The following is a 14,062-nucleotide window of genomic DNA, read 5'->3' on the forward strand; positions in this document are numbered from 1 at the left end:
CCCTCGCAGACCCGCCGGGCAGAACCCTGGCAGCCGGGTGGGCGTGCCGTCCTAGAACAAGATCGACGTGTAGGTGCCCACCTGGGAGAAGCCGACGCGGGCGTAGGCGGCCCGGGCGGCGGAGTTGTAGTCGTTCACGTACAGGCTGACCACCGGGGAGACGGTGGTGCGGGCGTGCTCGACGACCGCGGCGGTGCCCCGCTGGCCGATGCCCCGGCCCCGGTGGCGCGGCGACACCCACACCCCCTGCAGCTGGCAGGCGCCGGAGGAGACCGCCCCGACGTCGGCCTTGAACAGCACCTCGCCGTCCTCGATCCAGGCCAGCGCCTGACCGGCGTGGACGAGCTCGGCCACCCGGGCCCGGTAGCCGGCCCCGCCGTCGGCCCGCAGCGGGCTGACCCCGACCTCCTCGGTGAACATCGCCACCGCGGCGGGCAGCAGGACGTCGATCTCCTCGACGCGCACCGGCCGCACCCGGGGCTCCGCCGGCACCGTCGGGGGCCCCTCGATGGCCAGCAGCGGCTGACGGGCCCGCACCTCACGGGCGGGCCCCCACCAGGGCGCCAGCAGGTCCCACAACGGCAGCACCGAGGCCGCCGGCCCGACGATGGTCGAGCAGCGGCGGCCGGCCCGGCGGGCCCGCTCGGCGAAGGCGACCGCGGCCTGCTCCTCGGCGCCCGGCCGGGCGAACGGGATCAGGTTCGCCCCGGCCAGGCACACGGCGTCCAGCTCGCGGCCGGTGCCGCGGGGTGCGGGCAGCCCCCACAGCGGGGCGCCCAGGCTGCGCGCGGAGGTGCCGGCGACCTCGGTGCGGGCGGCGAGCATGCAGGCGGCCACCGGGTCGGTGGCCAGCAGCTCCCGGACGGCGGGCTCGTCGTCCTCGTCGAGGAGCCGCGCCGCACGGGACGACGCCCCGGCCGGCGACCCGGCGCGCAGCACGGTGGCCGTCCGGTCCGTCAGCTGACGGTGACGACGGGCGGGCCCGACGGCTCACCGGCGGCGACCTGCGCCTCGGCGATCCGCATGGCCTCCTCGATGAGCGTCTCGACGATCTGCGACTCGGGAACGGTCTTGACGACCTCGCCCTTGACGAAGATCTGGCCCTTCCCGTTGCCGGAGGCGACGCCCAGGTCGGCCTCGCGGGCCTCGCCGGGGCCGTTGACCACGCAGCCCATGACGGCGACGCGCAGCGGCACCTCCATGCCCTCGAGCCCGGCGGTGACCTCGTCGGCCAGCTTGTAGACGTCGACCTGGGCGCGGCCGCACGAGGGGCAGCTGACGATCTCGAGGCCGCGCTGGCGCAGGTTCAGCGACTCCAGGATCTGGTTGCCGACCTTGACCTCCTCGGCCGGCGGTGCCGACAGGGAGACGCGGATGGTGTCGCCGATGCCCTTGGACAGCAGCGCGCCGAAGGCGACCGCGGACTTGATGGTGCCCTGGAACGCCGGGCCGGCCTCGGTGACGCCGAGGTGCAGCGGGTAGTCGCACTGCTCGGCGAGCAGCTCGTAGGCCCGCACCATGACCACCGGGTCGTTGTGCTTGACCGAGATCTTGATGTCGCGGAAGTCGTGCTCCTCGAACAGCGAGGCCTCCCACAGCGCGGACTCGACCAGCGCCTCGGGGGTGGCCTTGCCGTACTTGGCCAGCAGCCGCTTGTCCAGCGACCCGGCGTTGACGCCGATCCGGATCGGGGTGCCGGCGTCCTTGGCGGCGCGGGCGATCTCGCCGACCTTGTCGTCGAACTTCTTGATGTTGCCGGGGTTCACCCGGACGGCGGCGCAGCCGGCGTCGATCGCGGCGAACACGTACCGCGGCTGGAAGTGGATGTCGGCGATGACCGGGATCTGCGACTTCTTCGCGATGATCGGCAGCGCCTCGGCGTCGTCGGTGTCCGGGACGGCCACCCGGACGATCTGGCAGCCCGACGCGGTCAGCTCGGCGATCTGCTGCAGGGTGGCGTTGATGTCGGCGGTCTTGGTGGTGCACATCGACTGCACGCTCACCGGGAAGTCGCTGCCGACGCCGACGCCCCCCACGTCGAGCTGCCGGGTCTTCCGGCGCGGAGCGAGGACGGGCGGCGGGGCTGCGGGCATGCCGAGGCTGACAGGGATCGCCATGCCCGCCAGTATCCACCCGACCGGCGCAGGTCGGGTGGAGCGCTAGTCGAGGGTGATCGGGTTGATCAGGTCGGCGATCACCAGCAGGCCGGAGAACACCACGAACACCCCGGCCACCACGTAGGCGACCGGCATCAGCCGGGCGATGTCGAAGGGCCCCGGGTCCGGCCGGCCGCGCAGCCGCGCGACGACGGCGCGGGCCTTCTCGTAGACCGCGCCGGCCACGTGCCCGCCGTCCAGCGGGTAGATCGGCACGAGGTTGAACAGGAACAGCACCATGTTGATGCTGGCCAGCAGCGACACGAAGAAGCTGATCTTCTCGGTGGTGGTGAACCGCTGCTCGCTGAACGCCTCGCCGGAGAGCCGGCCGACCCCGACCAGGCCGATCGGGCCGTTGGGGTCGCGGTCCTCACCGAGGAACGTGGCGCGGACCAGCTGGGGCACCCGCTCGGGGATCTGCGCCAGCCGCTGCACGGACTGGCTGACGATGTCGGCGAAGTAGCCGGGCAGCGCGCCCACGGGCTGCCGGGCGTAGACCGTCGCCGAGGTCACCCCGAGGTAGCCGGCGGTCACGACGTCGCCGTCGCTGGTGCGCACCCGGTTCTCGATCGGCTGGACGGTGACCTGGCGGCGCTCGCCGTCCCGCTCGACGGTCAGCGCGAGCGACTGCCCGGCGCTGGCCTGGATGGTGCGGACCAGCGTGTCCCAGCCCTTGTCGTTGGGGTCCTGCGGGATCGCCCGGCCCTCGACGGCGACGATCCGGTCACCGGCGCGCAGCCCCGCGGCCGCGGCGGGGGACGGCGTCGCGTCGTCCGGGCAGGTGGTGGACGCCGAGGTCGCCGGGAGCACGCACTCGGGCACCCGGTCGATGGTGGTGCTGGTCATCGGGATCCCGATGCCGACCAGCAGCACGAGGAACAGCAGGACGGCCAGGACCAGGTTGTGGAACGGGCCGGCGAACATGACGATGACCCGCTGCCACCACGGCTTGGCGTAGAACACCCGGTTGCCGTCGGTGGGCAGGACGTCGTTGAGCGCCTGGCCGCGGACCTCGGCGATGAAGCTGCGCATCCGGGTCGCGCGCCTGCTCTCGCCCTCCTCCGCCGGCGGGATCATCCCGACGATCCGGATGAACCCGCCCAGCGGGACGGCCTTGACGCCGAACTCGGTCTCCCCGCGGCGGCGGGACCACACGGTCGGCCCGAAGCCGACGAAGAACTGCGGCACCCGCATGCCGAACTTCCGGGCCCAGAAGAAGTGCCCGAACTCGTGGAAGCCGATGGAGAACATCAGCCCGACGGCGAAGGCGACGATCCCCAGGACGGTGAGCAGGACCCCGGTCAGTTCAGCCTCCGGCGATGGCGGCGCGGGCGTGCTCCCTGGCCCACCGTTCGGCGGCCAGCACGTCGTCCACGCTCGTGGGTGCGCCGAGGTCCGGCGCGGCGTCGAGGGTACGCGCGACGACCTGGACGATCCCTGGGAACGAGAGGTGTCCCGCCGCGAACGCCGCGACCGCCTCCTCGTTCGCGGCGTTGTACATCGCGGGGGCGACGCCTCCGGCCTCCCCCGCCTCCCGCGCCAGCCGCACGGCGGGGAACACCGCGGAGTCCAGCGGCTGGAACTCCCAGGTGCTGGCGGTCGACCAGTCCAGCGCCGGCTGGACGTGCGGGAGCCGGTCCGGCCAGGCCAGCGCCAGCGCGATCGGCAGCCGCATGTCCGGGGGGCTGGCCTGCGCGATCGTCGCGCCGTCGGCGAAGGTGACCATCGAGTGCACGATCGACTGCGGGTGCACGACCACGTCGATGTCGGCGTACGGGACGCCGAACAGCAGGTGCGCCTCGATCAGCTCCAGGCCCTTGTTCACCAGGGTGGCCGAGTTGATGGTGACGACCGGGCCCATCGCCCACGTGGGGTGCGCGAGCGCCTGTGCCGGCGTGACGTCGGCGAGCTCGGCGGCGGTGCGGCCGCGGAACGGGCCCCCGCTGGCGGTGAGCACCAGCCGGGCGACCTCGCCGCGGGCGCCACCGCGCAGGCACTGGGCGAGCGCCGAGTGCTCGGAGTCGACCGGCACCAGCTGCCCGGGGGCGGCGGCCGCGGTGACCAGGTCGCCGCCGGCGACGAGCGACTCCTTGTTGGCCAGCGCCACGGTGCGGCCGGCGCGCAGGGCGGAGAGGGTCGGGCCGAGCCCGATGGAGCCGGTGATCCCGTTGAGGACGACGTCGGCCGGGCGGGCGGCGAGCTCCTCGGCGGCGCGGGGGCCGGCCAGGATCTCCGGCAGCGCGAACTGGCCCTGCGCCCACCCGCGCTGCTGCGCGGCCGCGTAGAAGGCCAGCTGCAGGTCCTGGGCGGCGGTGGCCCGGGCGACGGCCACGGTCTGCACACCGAGGGTGAGCGCCTGCTCGGCCAGCAGGGCCACGTCGCCGCCCCCGGCGGCCAGGCCGGTCACCTGCAGCCGGTCGGGGTTCTGCTGCGCCACGGCGATCGCCTGGCGGCCGATCGACCCGGTGGAGCCGAGCACGGTGACGGTGCGGGGTCCCGCGCCGGGGCTGGTCGTCTGCACGCCCGTCATCCTCCCCGACGACAGCGGGCCGGCCCCGCCCGGCGTGCCCGCGGCCCTTGCGGGGTATGCCCGCCGCACGGATGACAGGATGACCGGCAGCACGGACCGGCGCGGGCACGGCCGGACGGGCGCCAGCAGCGGAACAGCGAGGAGGACCGGCTCGTGAGTGAGCACGAGGGCCGCGGGATGGGCCACCAGACGACCGCCCGGGTGGTGGAGCAGTCCACCCGCGAGGAGGGCATCGTCCGCGCCGGCGAGACCCCCATCGAGCACGAGCAGCCCGAGGACTGGGGCTGGCACCACGAGTGGGGCGCCAAGGCCCGGCTCGCGATCGTCATCCCGATCGTCTTCGTCGTCGCCATGATCTGGGGCAACCACCAGGGCAGGACCGAGGACATCTGGCTGATCGGCAGCGCCGTCCTCATGGTGCTGCTGCTCATCTGGGACGCGCGCCGGCGGAAGAACGCCTGGCGCCGCAACTGAGTCCCCCGGCGGTCCCCCGCCACTCGCACGTCCACGGAGGCCGTCTCCCCAGCCGGGGAGACGGCCTCCGTCGTCGTCCCGGCCGGCTGACCGCCCTGGCAACGTCCGCCCGGCAGCCCGGACGGGTGAGCACAGGCGTTTGTGGGTAGTCGACGACAGATTCCGGGATCCGCGACGGATCTCCACCGCTCCATCCCCCACATCCACTGGGGCGGGTGTGACACGTGTGCACTCCTGGGGCGACACGGCGAAGTTCTCTGTGAAGTCCTTAAGTCAGGACGCTGTTGTACCGATAAGAAGTGCACAGGCCGGGACGGACACCCGCGCCCCCACACTTCACGGAGGACCCCCACGATGAGCCGTCTGTCCCGCTCCCGCGTCGCCGTCGCGACCGGGCTCACCCTCGGTACGGCCACCGCCGGCCTGCTGTTCTCCCCGGCCGCCTTCGCCGCCGAGACCCCCGGCTACACCGTCTCCCCGTCGACCACGCTGGCCCCGGGCGCCGAGTTCACCCTCTCGGGCACCGGCTGCGTCCAGGCCGACGACACCACCGAGACGCCCTTCGTGGGCTTCGTCCCCGACGTCGACGAGCCGGGCTGGGGCGACGGTGCCGACAGCAACGCCGACGGCACCTGGACGCTGACCGAGCAGGCGCCGGAGGACCTGGGCAGCTACACCTACGTCGTCTACTGCGACCAGTACACCGACGGCTTCGACTACAACAAGCTGACGATCACGGTGACCGCGGACGGCAAGCCGGTCCCGGCCCCGGCCCCGACCACCCCGGCCCCGACCTCGACCGCCCCGGCCGAGTTCAAGCCGGGCGCGAAGCCCAACACCCCGGGCATCGCCAGCACCACGACCGCCAAGACCACCGGCAACGCCGCAGCCCCGGGCCAGAAGGTCGTCAAGGTCCTCAAGGGCTTCAAGCCCTTCGAGAAGGTCACCCTGGTCCTCCACTCGACCCCCGTCGAGCTGGGCACCTTCACCGCTGACGCCAACGGCGTGGTGACCGCCGAGTTCACCATCCCGGCCGGCACCCCGCTGGGCAACCACACCCTCGCCTACACCGGCGACAAGGGCAGCTACTTCGAGGACCCGCTGACCCTCACCAAGGACGGCAAGGCCCTGGCCTACACCGGTGCCGACGTCAAGCTGCCGCTCATCGGCGGCACCGTCCTGCTCGCCGCCGGCGCCGGCGCCCTGGTCGTCGGCCGTCGCCGCCGCACGGGGGCTGCGCAGGCCTGAGCATGACCACCAGCACCACGACGGACGCCGGCCAGGACACTCCTGGCCGGCGTCCGCCGCGTGCGGGGCGCCGGCTGGTGCCCCGCACGCGCCGGGGCCGCGTCGGCGCGGCCGTCGCGCTCCTGGCGCTCCTCCTCGCCGTCGCCCTGGGTGCCGACGCCGCACTCGTCGCCGGGCGGATCGACCGCATCGCCGTCGATCCCCGCCCCGGTCCCGGCACCACCTGGGTCGTCGTCGGCCTCGACTCCCGCGCCGACCTGCCCGCCGGCACGTCCAGCGCCCAGTTCGGGACCACCGACCAGGTGCCCGGCGAACGCGCCGACGTCGTCCTCGTCGTGCACCGCTCCGGGTCCGGCGCGACCACCGCCTTCTCGGTCCCCCGTGACCTGACCATCGGCGGCGGGGGGCGTCCCCGGCGGCTGGCGCTGACCTGGCTCGACGGCCCCCAGGCGACCGTCGACGCGCTCTGCCGGCTCGGCATTCCCACCGACCACCTGGCCACCGTCGACCTGGCGGGTTTCGCCGCCGTCGTCGACGCGGTCGGCGGCGTGGAGGTCGACGTCCCCGAACCCGTCCGCGACCCCGGGGCGAGCCTGCTGCTCCCCCGCGCCGGCCGCCAGCGCGTCGACGGCGCCACCGCGCTGGCGATGGTGCGCTCGCGCCACCCCCAGCACCTGGTCGACGGGCAGTGGGCGGACGCCGTCGTCGACCCCGACGGCCGCGCCGACGAGGCCGGCACCGTGCTCTCCGCGGTGGCCCAGGCCGGCCGCGCGAGCCTCCGCTCGCCGCTGCGCCTGCAGCGGCTGGCCTGGGCCGGCGCCGGGGCCGTCACCGTCGACGAGGGCACCTCCCTGACCGACCTGGCCGGCCTGGCGCGCACCGACCTGGCCGGCGTCCCCGTGCTGCCCGTCGGCGAGCCGGTCAACTCCACGCTGATGCGGCTGCCGACCGACGCCACCCGCGAGGCGGTCGCCGCGGCCGGGATGTCCTGCGACCGCTGACGGGTCAGCCGGTGCCGACGCCGATCGCCGTCCCGATCAGGTAGGTCGCGCCCGCGGCGACGGCGCCGAAGACGAGCTGCCGCAGACCCGCGGACCACCACGGGCGGGGCGTGAACCGGGCGGAGATCGCCCCGGCCGCCACCAGCCCGGCACCGCCGCTCAGCAGCGCCAGCCACAGCAGCGGCGCACCGAGCAGGTAGGGCAGCAGCGGGATCACCGCGCCCACGGCGAAGCAGATGAACGACGAGACGGCCGCCGTCATCGGTGAGGGCTTGTCGTCGGGGTCGAGACCCAGCTCGTTGAGCGCGTGCACCCGCAGCGCCTGCTCCGGGTCGCGGGACAGCTGCTCGGCGACCGCCGCGGCCAGCTCGGGCTGCAGCCCGCGGGCCTCCCACAGCTCGGCGAGCTCCGCCTGCTCCCCCGCGGGGTTGAGCCGCAGCTCCCGGCGCTCCTTGTCGACCTCGAGGTCGAGCTGCTCGTTCTGGGTGCTCACCGACGTGTACTCGCCCAGCGCCATCGAGATGGCGCCTGCGGCGAGGCCGGCCACGCCGGACAGGACGACCGCGTGCGACGAGGCCCCGCCGCCACCGACGCCGGCGACCAGGGCGGTGTTGGTGACCAGGCCGTCCATCGCGCCGAAGACCGCGGCCCGCAGCCAGCCGCCGGAGACGTCGGCGTGCGTGTGCTCGTGCGCCTCGGGCGCCTCCAGCCGGCCCTCGGCGGTCACGACTGGTCCGACTCCGCGCCGAGCGGTACGCCCTCCTCCACCGACGGGACGGCGACGGCGACGCTCGGCACGCCGTCGACCTGGTCAGCGGCGGCGAGCTGCCCGCACGCGCCGTCGATGTCCGACCCGCGGGTGTCGCGGACCGTGGTGGGCACCCCGGCGGCCCGCAGCCGGGCGACGAACTCGGCCTGGGCCGGCAGCGGGCTGGCGTCCCACTTGCTCCCCGGGGTCGGGTTCAGCGGGATCAGGTTGACGTGCGCGAGCCGGTCCCGCAGCAGCTTCCCCAGCAGGTCGGCGCGGAACGGCTGGTCGTTGACGTCGCGGATGAGCGCGTACTCGATCGAGTAGCGGCGTCCGGTGCGCTTCGCGTAGTCGTCGGCGGCCGCGAGCACCTCGGCCACCTTCCAGCGGGTGTTGATCGGCACCAGGGTGTCGCGCAGCTCGTCGTCCGGCGCGTGCAGGCTCACCGCGAGCGTGATGTTGAGCCCCTCGTCGGTGAGCCGGCGGATCGCCGGCGCGAGCCCGACGGTGGAGACGGTGACCGACCGCTGGGACAGCCCGAGACCGTGCGGCGCCGGCGTGAGCAGCGCGTCGAGGGTCTTGCGCACCCGGGCGTAGTTGGCCAGCGGCTCGCCCATGCCCATGAAGACCACGTTGGACAGCCGGCCGGGGCCGCCGGGGATCTCGCCGTTGGCCATCGCCGCGGCAGCGGCGACGGCCTGGGCGATGATCTCGGCCGCCGACAGGTTGCGGGTGAGACCGCTCTGGCCGGTCGCGCAGAACGGGCAGGCCATGCCGCAGCCGGCCTGGCTGGAGATGCAGACGGTGGCCCGGTCGGGGTAGCGCATGAGCACGCTCTCGACCAGTGCGCCGTCGTGCAGGCGCCACAGCGACTTGCGGGTGCGGCCGCCGTCGGCGGACTGGTGCCGCACGAGGGTGAGCAGGCCCGGGAGCATCGCGTCGACGAGGTCGGCCCGGGCCGCGGCCGGCAGGTCGGTCATCGCCGCCGGGTCGGTGACCCCGGCGTAGAAGTGCCGGGACAGCTGGTCGGCGCGGAAGGCAGGGTGGCCGAGCTCGGTGACGGCGGCCCGCGCCTCCTCCCGGGTGAGGTCGGCGAGGTGGCGCGGCGGCTTGGCGGCGCGGCGCGGGGCGTCGAAGACGAGCGGCAGGGCAGTCATGGCACCGTCCATCGTCCCACCCGCACCGGGTCCCGGGGCGGGCCGGGACGTGAGTTCGCTCCCGTGGGGGCGCTCAGCCGGCGCAGGGCGCCGGGCCGCCCGTCGGGGTGGCCGTCGCCGGCGGCGTGTCCGTGGTGGACGACGGGGTCGCGTCCCCGCCGGGCGCAGCGGTCGCCCCGGGCGTGGTGGCCGGCTCGGCGGAGGTCGCGCCCGCCGGGGCGCCGCCCCCGCTGCCCGGCCCGGTGCCGCCGGCGGGCGGGGTCGCGCAGGCGTCTCCCCCGCCGCCGGCGCCGTCGCCGGAGGGCGCGTCGGTGCCGGTGGTCGGCGGGGCCTGCCCGGTCGGGAGGGGCTGGCCGTCGCTGTCCGGGTAGTTGCCGGCCGCGGGGTCGGCGGCGCGGAGCAGGTCCTCGGACGGGTCGAACGGCACCACGGTCGGGACGGCGGACGCCGGCGGCGCGCTCGACGGCGTGGTGCTCGACGGCGGCGTGCTCGACGGCGTGGCGCCCGACGGCGCGGCCGGGGCGGTCGCCGGGGTGGTGCTGGGGACCCGCACCCGGGCGAGCCGGGCGGCGGCCGTCTCGGTGCGGGTCCCCGGCACGGCGGTCCCGGCACCCGCGGGGACCAGCTCCACCGACGACGGTGCCGCCGAGGTCGCGACGGCGGACGACGGGGCCGTGGGCGCGGCCGGGGTCGGAGCGGGGCGGCGGGCGGGCGAGGTCGGGGCCGCGGTGGCCGTCTCCTGGTCGGCGCGGACGGCGGCCGCAGGCGTGGCCCGCTCGCCTCCGGAGGCCAGGACCGAGGCCGTGGCGATGCCACCGACCACCAGCAGCGCCAGCGGCACCAGCACCCGCGCCCGGCGGCGCGGCGGCACGGGGGCCGTGACGGCGAGCGGCGGCTCCACGGGCGCCGGGCGCCGGGTCGACGACGCGGAGGTGCGCGGCGTGTCCGTCCAGATCGGCGGGAGCTCGGCCGTTCCCGGGGCGGCGGCCGGCGCCGCGAGGACCGCGGAGGTGGCCAGCGGCCAGGGCTGGTCGACCAGCGGCCGGTCGAGGGGCGGGTGCGGCTCGTCGACTGCGACTGCGACCGCGACCGGGACGGCGGGCGTGGTGGGCCACTGCTCGGGGGCGTCGACCGGTCCGGGTGCCGGCTCGGGCGCCGGCGCGGCCACCGGGGCGGGCCAGGCCGGTTCCGGCGCGGCGACGACGGCCGGCGCGGGAGCGGACTCGACGATCGCGGGGACGACGGCGGGCAGCGGGGCATCCGCCGGCGGGGGCGCCGGGTCGGTGCGGGGTGCGGCGGCTGCGTCGCCGACCAGGTCCGCCTCGTACCGGGCGACCTCGCCGGCCAGCCACTGCGGGAGCAGCGCCTCCTGCCAGTCCGCCGGCACCGGGACGGCGATCTCGAGGGCGTCCCCGAGCCCCGACTCGTCGACGGCGACCTCCTCGGCCCGCGGCTGCGGCACGGCGGCGCGGACCTCCTCGGGCGGTCCGTCGACGACCGGTGGGTGCAGCGGCGGCACGGGCCGGGGCGTGGGGATGCCGGGCAGGGAGCGGGAACGGCGGTCGCCCCTCGATCGGTTGGTCACCACGGCTCCTGCCTCCTCCCGGCTGGGTCGACGACTCCGCCTCGCAACCACCGACGGTGATCGCCCGTCAACGCAACGGAGCCGAAACGCCATGCTGCCGGATCGAACCCCGCGGATCGGGGAGGCGCGGCCGATCGATCAGGTCACGTCGGCGGGGCCGCGTGCTCCCGCACCCAGGCGTGCATCGCGATGCCCGCGGCGACCCCCGCGTTGAGCGACCGGGTCGACCCGAACTGGGCGATCGACACCGTCAACTGCGCCGCCGCCCGGGCCTCCGGGGTCAGCCCCGGGCCCTCCTGGCCGAAGAGCAGCACGCACGCGCGCGGCAGCGACGTCGTCTCCAGCGGCACGGCGCCGGGCCCGTTGTCCACCGCCACCAGCGGCACCCCGGCGGCGGTCGCCCAGCCGGCCAGCGCACCGACGTCGGGGTGGTGGCGCAGGTGCTGGTACCGGTCGGTGACCATCGCCCCGCGCCGGTTCCAGCGCCGCCGACCGACCACGTGCACCTCGGCGGCCAGGAAGGCGTTCGCCGTCCGCACCACGGTCCCGATGTTGAGGTCGTGACCGAAGTTCTCGATGGCCACGTGGAAGGGGTGCCGTCGGCGGTCGAGGTCGGCGACGACGGCCTCGACCGTCCAGTAGCGGTACCGGTCGGCGACGTTGCGCCGGTCGCCGGCAGCGAGCAGCTCCGGGTCGTACCGGGGGTCCGCCGGCCAGGGACCGGCCCACGGCCCGACCCCGACCGACTCGCCCCACTCGGTGGGGCCGGCCTCACCCTGGTGCTCGCTCATCGGTCCGCGATGCTGCCACCCCGCCGCCCGGCGGTCCGGCGCACCCGGTTGGCTGGGGTCGTGGCCGACCTGCTCGTGCACCTCAGCACCCCCGGCGAGTGGCGCGCGGCGCTGGACGCCGGAGCGCTGCGACCGCCGTCGCTGGCCGACGCCGGCTTCGTGCACCTGTCCGCGCCCGGCCAGGTGCACCTGCCGGCGGAGCGGCTCTTCGCCGGCCGCCGCGACGTCGTCCTGCTGGTCGTCGACCCGGCCCGGCTGACCGCGCCGGTGCGCTGGGAGCCCGGCGTCCCCGGCGATCCGGCGGCGATGCGGTTCCCGCACCTGTACGGCGAGCTCCCGGTCGGCGCGGTCGTCGGCGTCGTCCCGTGGCGCCCGGACCGGACGCCCGAGCTGCCCGCGCCCGGGGACGCCGCCGCGCGGCACCGGGCGCTGGCCGTCTCGCTGCCGGTGCGCCGGGCCGGCACGGTGGTCGACGTGCCGGGCGGGTTCGCCGTGGCCGATCCGGCCTGGGCGGCGTCGCGGGACGACAACCGGGCGCTGCTCACCACGCCGGTCGAGGCCGGCGCGGTCGAGGACCTCCTCCCCCGGCTGGCGGCCGACCTCGGCTGGCCGGCGCCGGCGGCGGCGCTGCTGCACCCGGAGGCAGGACCCGTGGCCGACGTCCTGGCAGGGCGTGGGTGGGACGTCTCCGCCGCCGTGGTCATGGCCCGCTGGGCGCCGTTCCCCGCCGCCGCCGGTCCCGCGGAGGTGGTCGCCGAGCGGGAGGTGCACGCGGTGTGGCAGCGGTCGTGGCGCCGGGAGCTCGCCGGCACCCCGGACCTCGACCAGGTGGTGGGCCAGCTGGTGGGCCGGGAGCACCGGTCCGACGCCGTCGTCCGGGTCCTGGACGTCGCCGTCCGCGAGGCCGGGCAGGTGGTCGCCGCCGGTCAGCTGCGGATCGACGGCGCGACCGCCGCGGTGGAGTCCGTGCTCACCGACCCGGCGGCGCGGGGCCGCGGGCACGGCGACGCGGTGCTCGCCCGCTGCCTGGAGCTGGCCGGTGCGGCCGGCTGCGACCTGGTGGTGCTGCAGGCGGCGGAGGAGGACTGGCCGCGCGGCTGGTACGCCCGCCGGGGCTTCGCCGTCGTCGGCCGGACCTGGGACGTCACCCGGGCGGACGGCGTCAGGCCGGGACGACCGCCGACAGGATGAGGTAGGCGATCGCCGCGGAGGGCAGCAGCGAGTCCATCCGGTCCATGATCCCGCCGTGGCCGGGGAGGATCGTGCCCATGTCCTTGATGCCGAGGTCGCGCTTGATCAGCGACTCCCCGAGGTCACCGGCGGTCGCGGTCAGCGCGATCGCCACGCCGTAGAGGGCGCCGCCCCACCAGGGACCGTGGAACGTCAGCGTGACCACCAGCGTGCCGATGAGCACGCAGGCCGCGACCGAGCCGCCCAGCCCCTCCCAGGACTTCTTCGGGCTGACCGTCGGCGCCATCGCGTGCCTGCCGAACAGCACGCCGGCCGCGTAGCCGCCGACGTCGCTGCAGACCACCGTCGCGATGAAGGTGAGCACCCGGGCGGCGCCGTCGTCGGGCACCAGCAGCAGGACCGCGAACCCGGCCAGCAGCGGGATGTAGAAGGCGACGAAGACGGCGGTCGCCGCGTCGTCGAGGTACCGGGCGGGGCCGTCGCCGAGCCGCCACAGCAGGACCGCGAAGACGGTGAGCAGGAAGCCGACGACGAGGCCGGAGCCGCCGCGCGTCCAGGCCAGCGCCACCATCGCCACCGCGCCGACCAGCAGCGGCACCCGCGGCGGGCGGTGACCGCCCTTGCCCAGCGCGCCGGTCAGCTCCCAAATGGCGACCAGCACCGCGGCCGAGATGACCACCAGGAAGGCCGGTCGCCAGACCAGCAGCGCGGCGAGGATGACCGCACCGAGCCCCAGGCCGACGCCGATCGCCGAGCCGAGGTCGCGCCCCGCCCGGCCGGTGGCCTTGACCGGCGGGACCGGCCCGGCCGCCGGGGCCGGCGCGTCGGGGGTGGGCGCCAGCGGCTGCTCGGCGGCGATCCCGTCGAGCGGGGGCACCACGGGCAGGCCGGCCGCGGCGAGCGGCAGCTCACCGGTGGGCGGCACCGCCTCGTCCGGCTCCGGCGCGGGCGCCGGCGGGCGCACGCCGGGCGCCGGCCGCGAGGGCGGCGGCACCGGGGGCGGGGGGCCCACCCGGGTCACCTGACCGGTCGCCGGGGCGTCGTCCGGCCCGTCGCCGTGCGCGCTCGGCACGTCGTCGCCGGGCTCGGCCAGACCGGCCCGGCCGCGGGCAGCCCGACGGCCCGAACCGAGCGGTTCGGGCCGGTGCAGGAAGCGGGGCATGGTCGCGGTTCCGGTGGTG

Annotated in this window: 13 protein-coding genes; 4 read left to right on the top strand and 9 right to left on the bottom strand. The window is 76.1% G+C overall.

Annotated features, from left to right (window positions below; all coding sequences use genetic code 11):
• Nucleotides 1-51 precede the first annotated feature (51 nt).
• From AB0J00_RS20545 to dxr, 4 genes are read right to left on the bottom strand one after another with little or no spacing between them, the layout of a single operon-like run.
• The gene (locus AB0J00_RS20545; RefSeq protein ID WP_357748544.1) at nucleotides 52-939 is read right to left on the bottom strand and encodes a GNAT family N-acetyltransferase; all 888 of its coding nucleotides are present in this window, start codon (nucleotides 937-939) and stop codon (nucleotides 52-54) included.
• Between the two features lie 17 nt (nucleotides 940-956).
• Complete coding sequence (gene ispG / locus AB0J00_RS20550; protein ID WP_357748547.1) at nucleotides 957-2,117, bottom strand: flavodoxin-dependent (E)-4-hydroxy-3-methylbut-2-enyl-diphosphate synthase; 1,161 nt, start codon at nucleotides 2,115-2,117, stop codon at nucleotides 957-959.
• 42 nt (nucleotides 2,118-2,159) lie between these two features.
• Nucleotides 2,160-3,461, bottom strand: coding sequence for a site-2 protease family protein (locus tag AB0J00_RS20555; protein WP_357748640.1), 1,302 nt, complete (start codon nucleotides 3,459-3,461; stop codon nucleotides 2,160-2,162).
• Nucleotide 3,462: 1 nt separating this feature from the next.
• A complete protein-coding gene (gene dxr, locus AB0J00_RS20560; protein WP_357748550.1) occupies nucleotides 3,463-4,677 on the bottom strand; it encodes a 1-deoxy-D-xylulose-5-phosphate reductoisomerase in 1,215 nt (404 codons plus the stop codon).
• Nucleotides 4,678-4,839: 162 nt separating this feature from the next.
• Here dxr and AB0J00_RS20565 point away from each other — a divergent pair, with 162 nt between their 5' ends.
• From AB0J00_RS20565 to AB0J00_RS20575, 3 genes are all read left to right on the top strand, one after another.
• Complete coding sequence (locus AB0J00_RS20565) at nucleotides 4,840-5,160, top strand: DUF2631 domain-containing protein (protein ID WP_357748552.1); 321 nt, start codon at nucleotides 4,840-4,842, stop codon at nucleotides 5,158-5,160.
• A gap of 354 nt (nucleotides 5,161-5,514) precedes the next feature.
• A complete protein-coding gene (locus AB0J00_RS20570; protein ID WP_357748556.1) occupies nucleotides 5,515-6,408 on the top strand; it encodes a hypothetical protein in 894 nt (297 codons plus the stop codon).
• 2 nt (nucleotides 6,409-6,410) lie between these two features.
• Nucleotides 6,411-7,409, top strand: coding sequence for an LCP family protein (locus AB0J00_RS20575; protein WP_357748558.1), 999 nt, complete (start codon nucleotides 6,411-6,413; stop codon nucleotides 7,407-7,409).
• Between the two features lie 4 nt (nucleotides 7,410-7,413).
• Here AB0J00_RS20575 and AB0J00_RS20580 read toward each other — a convergent pair whose 3' ends face one another.
• The 4 genes from AB0J00_RS20580 to AB0J00_RS20595 form a co-directional block, all read right to left on the bottom strand.
• A complete protein-coding gene (locus tag AB0J00_RS20580) occupies nucleotides 7,414-8,136 on the bottom strand; it encodes a VIT1/CCC1 transporter family protein (RefSeq protein ID WP_357748561.1) in 723 nt (240 codons plus the stop codon).
• Complete coding sequence (gene rlmN, locus AB0J00_RS20585) at nucleotides 8,133-9,314, bottom strand: 23S rRNA (adenine(2503)-C(2))-methyltransferase RlmN (protein ID WP_357748564.1); 1,182 nt, start codon at nucleotides 9,312-9,314, stop codon at nucleotides 8,133-8,135. Before rlmN ends, AB0J00_RS20580 begins: the two co-directional genes overlap by 4 nt.
• A gap of 73 nt (nucleotides 9,315-9,387) precedes the next feature.
• Nucleotides 9,388-10,899 carry a hypothetical protein gene (locus AB0J00_RS20590; RefSeq protein ID WP_357748566.1) on the bottom strand — a complete coding sequence of 504 codons (1,512 nt, stop codon included), beginning with the start codon at nucleotides 10,897-10,899 and terminating at the stop codon, nucleotides 9,388-9,390.
• A 143-nt stretch (nucleotides 10,900-11,042) separates the two neighbouring features.
• Nucleotides 11,043-11,690: an RNA methyltransferase gene (locus AB0J00_RS20595; protein WP_357748569.1), complete on the bottom strand. Its 648-nt coding sequence runs from the start codon at nucleotides 11,688-11,690 to the stop codon at nucleotides 11,043-11,045.
• Nucleotides 11,691-11,750: 60 nt separating this feature from the next.
• Between AB0J00_RS20595 and AB0J00_RS20600 the strand changes: the two genes are divergently transcribed.
• Nucleotides 11,751-12,881, top strand: coding sequence for a GNAT family N-acetyltransferase (locus AB0J00_RS20600; protein WP_357748570.1), 1,131 nt, complete (start codon nucleotides 11,751-11,753; stop codon nucleotides 12,879-12,881).
• On the opposite strand, the gene AB0J00_RS20605 is transcribed toward AB0J00_RS20600, so the two are convergent.
• Nucleotides 12,853-14,043: a phosphatidate cytidylyltransferase gene (locus AB0J00_RS20605; RefSeq protein WP_357748572.1), complete on the bottom strand. Its 1,191-nt coding sequence runs from the start codon at nucleotides 14,041-14,043 to the stop codon at nucleotides 12,853-12,855. The two genes, AB0J00_RS20600 and AB0J00_RS20605, sit on opposite strands and share 29 nt — an antisense overlap.
• Nucleotides 14,044-14,062: the final 19 nt, after the last annotated feature.

The sequence above is a fragment of the Modestobacter sp. NPDC049651 genome (assembly GCF_040659695.1).
In the GTDB taxonomy this organism is placed as follows: Bacteria; Actinomycetota; Actinomycetes; order Mycobacteriales; family Geodermatophilaceae; genus Modestobacter.